The organism is Fulvivirga lutimaris (assembly GCF_009711525.1).
Taxonomy (GTDB): domain Bacteria; phylum Bacteroidota; class Bacteroidia; order Cytophagales; family Cyclobacteriaceae; genus Fulvivirga; species Fulvivirga lutimaris.
Map to the genome: position 1 here is coordinate 3,348 of NZ_SMLV01000408.1, position 7,708 is coordinate 11,055.

The 7,708-nt window shown below is 39.9% G+C and carries 9 protein-coding genes; 2 read left to right on the plus strand and 7 right to left on the minus strand.

Annotated elements, in window-relative coordinates; genetic code table 11:
* Both E1140_RS21550 and E1140_RS14675 read right to left on the minus strand, forming a co-directional pair.
* The coding region (locus E1140_RS21550) for an ABC transporter permease (RefSeq protein WP_185153608.1) at window positions 1–1,348 on the minus strand (1,348 nt) is incomplete at its 3' end.
* Window positions 1,341–1,667: a PadR family transcriptional regulator gene (locus tag E1140_RS14675; RefSeq protein ID WP_155185350.1), complete on the minus strand. Its 327-nt coding sequence runs from the start codon at window positions 1,665–1,667 to the stop codon at window positions 1,341–1,343. The genes E1140_RS21550 and E1140_RS14675, both read right to left, overlap by 8 nt.
* A gap of 248 nt (window positions 1,668–1,915) precedes the next feature.
* Here E1140_RS14675 and E1140_RS14680 point away from each other — a divergent pair, with 248 nt between their 5' ends.
* Both E1140_RS14680 and E1140_RS14685 read left to right on the plus strand, forming a co-directional pair.
* On the plus strand, window positions 1,916–3,412 hold the full coding sequence (locus tag E1140_RS14680; RefSeq protein ID WP_155185353.1) for a PAS domain-containing sensor histidine kinase: 1,497 nt from the start codon (window positions 1,916–1,918) through the stop codon (window positions 3,410–3,412).
* Between the two features lie 18 nt (window positions 3,413–3,430).
* Window positions 3,431–3,820, plus strand: a complete 390-nt coding sequence (locus tag E1140_RS14685; protein WP_155185356.1) for a response regulator — start codon at window positions 3,431–3,433, stop codon at window positions 3,818–3,820.
* A gap of 228 nt (window positions 3,821–4,048) precedes the next feature.
* Here the strand turns inward: E1140_RS14685 and E1140_RS14690 are convergent, their stop codons facing one another.
* The 5 genes from E1140_RS14690 to E1140_RS21555 form a co-directional block, all read right to left on the minus strand.
* Complete coding sequence (locus tag E1140_RS14690; protein WP_155185359.1) at window positions 4,049–4,450, minus strand: hypothetical protein; 402 nt, start codon at window positions 4,448–4,450, stop codon at window positions 4,049–4,051.
* 38 nt (window positions 4,451–4,488) lie between these two features.
* Window positions 4,489–5,142: a phosphoadenylyl-sulfate reductase gene (locus E1140_RS14695; RefSeq protein WP_155185362.1), complete on the minus strand. Its 654-nt coding sequence runs from the start codon at window positions 5,140–5,142 to the stop codon at window positions 4,489–4,491.
* A 9-nt stretch (window positions 5,143–5,151) separates the two neighbouring features.
* Complete coding sequence (locus tag E1140_RS14700) at window positions 5,152–5,736, minus strand: precorrin-2 dehydrogenase/sirohydrochlorin ferrochelatase family protein (protein ID WP_155185365.1); 585 nt, start codon at window positions 5,734–5,736, stop codon at window positions 5,152–5,154.
* On the minus strand, window positions 5,723–6,487 hold the full coding sequence (gene cobA / locus E1140_RS14705; protein WP_155185368.1) for a uroporphyrinogen-III C-methyltransferase: 765 nt from the start codon (window positions 6,485–6,487) through the stop codon (window positions 5,723–5,725). Before cobA ends, E1140_RS14700 begins: the two co-directional genes overlap by 14 nt.
* A gap of 2 nt (window positions 6,488–6,489) precedes the next feature.
* Window positions 6,490–7,708: HEPN domain-containing protein (locus E1140_RS21555; protein WP_185153609.1), on the minus strand; the 1,219-nt coding region annotated here is incomplete at its 5' end.

Sequence of the window (7,708 nt, forward strand, 5' to 3'; positions counted from 1 at the left end):
AATTTAATGTAAGCTCTTTACCCGCCAGACTATTAAAAAGCGGCAAAAGTGAATATAAAAGCCCAAGTGCCAGTAGCACAGAAATGAAAGTGATAATTACAGACTCGCCTAAAAATTGACCTATAAGCTGCGTGCGAGCAGCACCCATTACTTTCCTAACACCCACTTCTTTGGCTCGCTCTACTGACCTGGCAGTAGCAAGATTCATATAATTAATACAGGCAATGATAATAATCAACAAGCCAATACCAGCAAAAATATACACTGTGGTAATGTTGCTTATTGGCCCAACTCCGGTATCTCGGCCATATTTAAGATATATTTCATCTAACGGCTTGAGGCCAATCTCAACAGGAAGTTCCCCACCAAAACCTGCTTTTAGGTCTTCTGTTATTTTATTTCTAAGCTGAGGTACGTCAGCATTTGGTACCAACTCAACATAAGTAAGGTAGGCGCTATTGTCAAAACTACCCACCTCAGCCATCTTTGGAAATGTGGAAAAGCTTGCCAGAAAATCAAATTGGATATGTGAGTTACTTGGTGGGTTTTTAGCAATACCTGTGATCTTAAACTCATCTTCCGCACCTACCTGCAATGTAGAGCCCACCAAGCTCTTGCCGTTCCAGTCGATGCCAAAATATTTGGCAGCCATACGCTCCGTTAATATCACGGATTTAGGTTCTACCAAAGCAGACTCACCATCGCCTTCCAAAAGATCAAAAGAAAACATTTTGAAAAAGGTACTGTCAGTAAAGACAAATGAATTTTCCTCTGAAACTACATTACCATTTTTAATCACCCTGGACATTGGCGTCAGCCTTACAAAACTCAATACCTCAGGGTAATTCTTTTGCAACAATGGCCCAACATTAGAAGTAGCCCTTGCTGTAGGCAATGATGTTTCTCCAAAATGCCAGGTAAAAGGAGTAGTATAGAGGTTTTCCTTTTTAGAATGAAACTGATCGAAGCTTAACTCATCACTTACATAGATGTAGATAAAAGTGAAACAAACAATACCGATGGTTAAACCTGAAATATTGATGGCCGAATAGCTAAACTGTCGAACCAGTCTCCGAAAGGCAAGTACTAAGAATTTCCAAATCATATCCGTTGTGTTTTTTTTATGATAGTCGTTATGTCTTTTGTAATGGTATGCATATGGCTTAAGGCATTTGATAACATTCCACAGGTAAGCTCTTTTTGCAGAATTTCCTCCCTTTTTGCGGTGGTCATAGCGGTATAGCTCATGCAAATCGCCCTGGAGTTCTTCAAATCGGTTAGCACTGCAATACAGTGCCAGCAATTTGTCCATCCACTTGGGTGGCTGAGGAAGCTCTTGATTATGCATTGGAAAGATCGGGTATTAGTTGATACATAGAATACCTTAAGGACTTAAGCCTGGCCAGGGCACGCTGCCCTTCTGATGTTGGCAGAAAGTAACGCTTTCTTCTCCCTCCTCGCTCAGCAGTGGCACCTTCCATTTTTGATGTAAGAAACCCCTTGTCCTCGAGCCGATAGAGCGCAGTATGAATAGCACTTATGTTTATGCCTTTCTTCAGTCGCTCTTCAAGGTCTAATTTTATACTCACCGCATAGGCCTGTTCATTTAAAATGCAAACAGACATAAGCACCAATTCTTCGAAATCACCTAAACTCGTAGCCTTCATTTAATTACCATCACAAATGTAAATATAATACATATACCCCTCTTCTGTGAAAAGGTTACGAATTTGAATTTTATTCAATTACACCTGTTATGCTTGCTTACTATAGGTAAAAGTTAAACTCGTCTAGCCTCGATCAGATTAATTAAAATTAACAGGCAATAATAGTAACCTACTATCATCCAGTCTTTTAAGAAAAAATCGTAAATTACTATTGCCTGGTTTTAATAACTAATTGATGAATTATAAGTATGATTGATTCTCACCCTGACAACATTTACAAACACTTCTTTGAAGTATCGGAAGATCCAATATGTGTAGCTGGGTTTGATGGATATTTTAAATATATCAACCCTGTTTGGTCAAAGTTGCTGGGGTATACTGAAGAAGAATTACTGGCTAAACCATTTCACTTTTTTATACATCCAGATGATCATGCTAAATCTGATGAGGAAATTTCTAAATTATCAACTGGACAGGTCACAATAAATTTTGAGAACCGCTTCGTAAATAAAAAAGGTGATGTCATCTATTTACAATGGAGTGTTACGCCAAAGCCTAAAGAAGACCTTATGTACTGCATAGCTCGCGATATTACAGAGCTAAAGATGGCAGAGATGAAACTTCAAGAAAGTCAAAAATTATACTATTCCGTAATTAGTGCTCTAAGTGAAGGCTTGGTCGTTCAAGACAAAAACGACAAAATATTAATGGCTAATGACTCCGCCCCTAAAATTTTGGGGTTAAGTATGGATCAATTACTTGGAAAAGACTCTTTTGACCCGCGGTGGCAAGCTACCCGAGAAGATGGGTCACCCTTCAGACCAGAAGATCACCCATCAATAATAACACTGAGGACTGGCAAACCAGTGGATAACACAATCATGAACGTGTATTCTAATGATGATGATCGAACTATCATTTCAATTAACTCGAGGCCATTGACCGATGATAAAGGTAATGTTACTAGAGTAGTAGCTTCCTTTACAGACATCACTGAGCGTAAAAAGGCTATTGAAGAATTAATTAAAGCTAAGGAGAAAGCTGAGGAAAGTGACAGACTAAAAACTGAATTTATCAATAATATGTCTCATGAAATAAGGACTCCTTTAAATGGCATATTAGGATTTTCAGAGATGTTATTCAATTCAGAAAAAACAGGAGATGAGCAAAAGCAATACATCGACATTATCCATAAAAGTGGCAATCAATTAATGCACGTAATTGACGAGATTTTAGAAATATCCGAACTGGCTACAAAGCAAGTTGATGTCATCAAAAAGGAATTCTGCTTGAATGACTTGCTCATGGGTTTACATTCTGAATATGAAACCAAGGCAGAGAAAAACGGCACACCTCTATCTGTTAAAAAAGCACTTTCTGATGAAGGAAGCACTTTGTTTTCTGACGAAAAAAAGCTGCGTAAAATTTTAGTAAAGATTTTAGAAAACGCGATCAAGTTCACCTCAACTGGATTTATTGAAATTGGTTATCTAGAAAAAAACAAAGAGCTAGAGATTTATGTTAAGGATACCGGAGTTGGTATTAGAGAAGAAAACCAAAAATCCATTTTTCAGAGATTCTCTCAGGAAGAAAAAGAACTGTCCAAAAATGTTGGAGGTTTGGGTTTGGGTTTATCAATAGCTATGGAAAACACTGAGTTGCTAGGTGGCAAACTTTCTGTAAAATCTGAAAAAGGAAAAGGGGCTACTTTTTTCATTTCTATACCCAAAACAACTCTTAATTAGAAACTTCAAATTCCAACTATGACCAAGGAGCAGAAATGGAACATATTAATTGCCGAGGATGAATTGATTAATTATCTATTTCTAAAAACTTGGTTAGAAAAAGAGTCTGGAGTATCCTGCAATATATTACACGCCAATAATGGAAAGGAAGCTGTTGAAATTTGCGAACAAAACGAACAAATAAACTTTATTCTTATGGACATTAAGATGCCTATTATGGATGGTTTTCAAGCATCTGAAATAATCAAAGCACTTCGCCCCAAACTTCCTATAGTAGTTCAATCAGGATTTGCAACAGATGATTACAAAGAAAAAGCCAGGACCTTGGGGTGCGATGATTTTATCTCAAAACCGATAAGTGGGGTTACTTTAACCTCAATGGTGAATAAATTTTTAACAAGGAATTAACCATTTGAGGCTCTTAAATCAACCTAGGGTTTTGATCGATTCACGCCTGCTCTTCGGAATTTGTAATTCTGAAGGACCATCGTAGAGTTTTCAATTCGTATTCAAAAACACAATCACATATAGTCAGGGACTCTGATAATTAAAAGTCAATGAAACTCAGAGTCCTCTATGAGTGACTCTGAGCAGGTATAAAATTCCGAAGAACTTGTAATAAGTTTTGAAAGAGTGTTAACCCACAATATCCCCGGTTTCCATACCACACTCTTTCCTTTTCTTTTTCAGTTTAAACTTCCAGAAAGGGCCATTTCTAAATGTAATGGCAAGCTTGGCAAACAGGTTGTGCATCAGTCGCTGTACTTCGTTTTTGTTGGGTGAGGCACCTTTGGGCTGTATCAAATACACAAAGCCCATCTCCTGCGTTACCTCCTCCATGCAAGGGTTGCCAATCAGCAGGTCTTTAGCGGTGTTTTTCACCCATTGTATCGGTCTTTTCTGCTTGTAGTCCTTTGGGTTAGACTTGTATTTAGGTGCTTTATTGGTGGTGCCGGTATCGCCAAAGTCAAGCTTATCCTGCGCCTGCAAGGCTGAAAATGAAAGGCAAAAAATGCTGAATAAGATTATTCTGACCACGCCTAAAAATAGCAATAGTTTTCATCACTGCCTATAGTTTAAGCATGCAACCCACATTCAGCTTTAAAACTATCCACCCATCGTCCTTCTCTGCCAATGCCCTTAACGGTACAGTTTTCACAGCCCACGGAATGGTAGCCCTCAGGCAACAGAGGGTGCTCCGGCAATTCGTTGATGTACTTGTACAGCTCCACTTCCTTTTGGGTCATGTCCAGCAGCACATTAAACTTTACAATATCAGGCTTCTCTTCAAAAATCTTCATCTTGGCACGGTTGGCATTCTGGTAGCGCAGCACCCCCGATATCCACAGGTCATGGTTGGCCTTCAGCTCGTCCACAGGCATCACCTTATTGATATGGCAGCACAGGTCCTGGTTAAACCGATAAGTCTTATGCTCTTTGGTAAACTTATGACGATTTTCTGGCGCCTGAATATCAATCACATTGAGTTTTAGCCGCTCCTGAAGTTGCTCTTTATATTCTAATGTTTGCTTAAAATGATAGCCTGTGTCTATAAAATAGATCGGATGACCAGGATTCACCTTACTTATCAAATGCAGCAAAACGACCGAAGAAGTACCAAAAGATGAGGTAGCCAGCACCCGCGGACTCTCAAAATCATTAAACATCTTCTCCATCCGCATCAGCGGGGAGAGGTAGTGGTATTTATCGTTAAGACTTTTAATATCCATGATGTCAATTTATTTTATCAAACTGCTGGTCAACTCATTGAGCTTCGTCACTTTAGAAGCAAAATTCCCTTTTAAATCATCTCTGATTACCTTGAGATTGGTCAGTAGGTCATTGGTATCCTCAGGCAATATCTCTTCCAGCACCTGCCGAAACCGCTTCGCAAAGGTGGGTGAAGTGCCATTGGTAGAAATTCCAATTTTCAGCTGCCCTTTAGTTACCGTAGCACCCAAATAGAAATCACATAAATCTGGAGTGTCAGCTACATTAACCAGCAGTCTTTTTGCCTTGGCAGCATTTCTTACTCTGAGATTAACCTCTCTGCTATCTGTAGCAGCAATAACCATATCAATACTGCTATCAATATCAGTAGGCCCGAATGGCTTTACAACCCATTCAATTCTGCTGTTAGACTCAGCCAGCTTAATAAGTGAATCAGACACTTCTCTGCCTACAATTTTCACTCGTGCATCAGGGTCATTTTTCAATAAAGCTTCAAGCTTCTCCTGACCAACGAAACCTCCTCCCACGATCAACACCTTGAGCTGTGAGAGCTTTAAGAATACCGGAAAAAGATTGTTTCTAGGCGATTGCATAAGCTAATGGTTGATTTAAGTAATCCACTTTTATTTGCTCAAGCTCCTGCCCCACCACTTCACCGGCCACTATAATTGCTGGCGATTGAATCTGCTCTTTTTCAGCCAATTCAACTATGTTGTCCATAGTAGTTTTAATCACCTGAGCATCTGGGCGTGAACCTTTGCTAATAATGGCTATGGGTAATTTATCCTTACCATGCCCACGATACGCCTCCACTATCACTTTGAGCTTACCCAGCCCCATCAGAAATATCACCGTAGCAGTGGACTGAGCTACTAAAGTCACATCTTTACTCAGCTCGCCTTTGCAGGTAGTGGCAGTTACCACCCAAAAGCTTTCATTGGTGCCGCGAGCTGTCAAAGGAATATCATACAATCCGGGCAGGTTAACGCTGCTTATACCGATCACACTTTCTGTTTTTATCCCAAAGGCTTTGGCTATTGCCAACTCTTCATATCCTCTGGCAAATACAAAAGGATCTCCGCCCTTCAGCCTCACGACATGGCCATGCTTCAAGGCATTATCAACGATCAGTTTATTAATCTCATCCTGCGAATGACTGTGCTGATTGGCACGCTTGCCTACATATATTTTGATAGCATCTTTCTGCGCATATTCCAGCAGACTTTCGTCTACCAGCGCATCGTAAAGCACCACATCTGCCTTGGCTATCGCCTTTATTCCTTTAAGACTTATAAGTTCAGGATCACCTGGCCCTGCTCCTACTAATGTTAATTTTGGTTCCATAATTATGCTTTATAAAAGTCGGTGATCACTAATTTATCTTCACTCTTCTGAGCTGCTCGGTATTGTTTTACCAGTTCGATGAAGGCCCTTGCCTCCTCATAATATTTTGAGACAAATGGCTTTTCAGGCTTATTCTTATTAATCTTCAAGACAAAATCCTCGAAGCTACCATCAATGCCTATTTTAGAGCTTGTTACAAAATGCTCATCAAAATCTTTGATGATGCCTATCTGAGTGTTGCAGGAAATATCGTCACTCAACAACAGGGCCTTTGCTCCTACAATAATGGCATGGTAACTATTGTAAACTGAGTCAGTATAAGATTCATTATCTAGTGCCTCCTTGGCGAAATGCAGCTTCTCTTCCGCATCCAAGATAATAGTTCCTACCACATCCAAACTCACTCCGGCACATTCCCCTGTTCCTATTTCAGGAACAAAATCCTCATTATGCCCCCAGTCTACATACTCGCTATCTTCAATAGTTGTGATGTCACCCAAAGATTTTAAAAGGCTGTAAAAGTATCGCTTACCCTGGCGCGCATAATAACTATTGAAATATTCCTCGTCATATGCATTGGTTTCATAATCATCAAAAATTATTCTGAAGGCGCTTAGTATTCGCTTGCTCGGAAGCTTTATAACTTTATCAGCAATGGTGTGCTGTCCATCCGCATCTACACCTCCGCCAAGTACCAACTGTAATGCTGGCACTACCTTTTCTCCATTTTTTATGGAGCTGCCATGCAAACCAATGTTGGCTATCATGTGCTGTCCGCAAGAATTCATACAGCCACTGATTTTTATGGTCAGAAAGTTCTCAGTTATCAAATGCTCGTACTCTTCAGCTATTAACTTTTCAATTTCAAGCGCCACACCTGTTGAGTTTGTTACTCCAAGATTACAGGTATCTGTACCCGGACAGGCAGTTACATCCAGCACCTTATCAGCTCCGGGCTCTCCCAAATCCAACTCCTGAAGCTGAGCATACAGATATTCAAGTGCCTCTTCTTTTACAAATTTGAAAAGCAGGTTTTGAGTGACTGTAATTCTTATGTCATCAGAAGCAACTTCGTTAGCTAAGGCAGCCAGCTTGTAGCCGGTAGCAGCTGAAATATTACCCAATGGCACTTTAATAAATACAGCGAAATAACCATCCTGTTTTTGCTTAATAACATTCGTGGTTTTCCAAAGTAAAAACTCGCTTTGGTTTACCGTTACT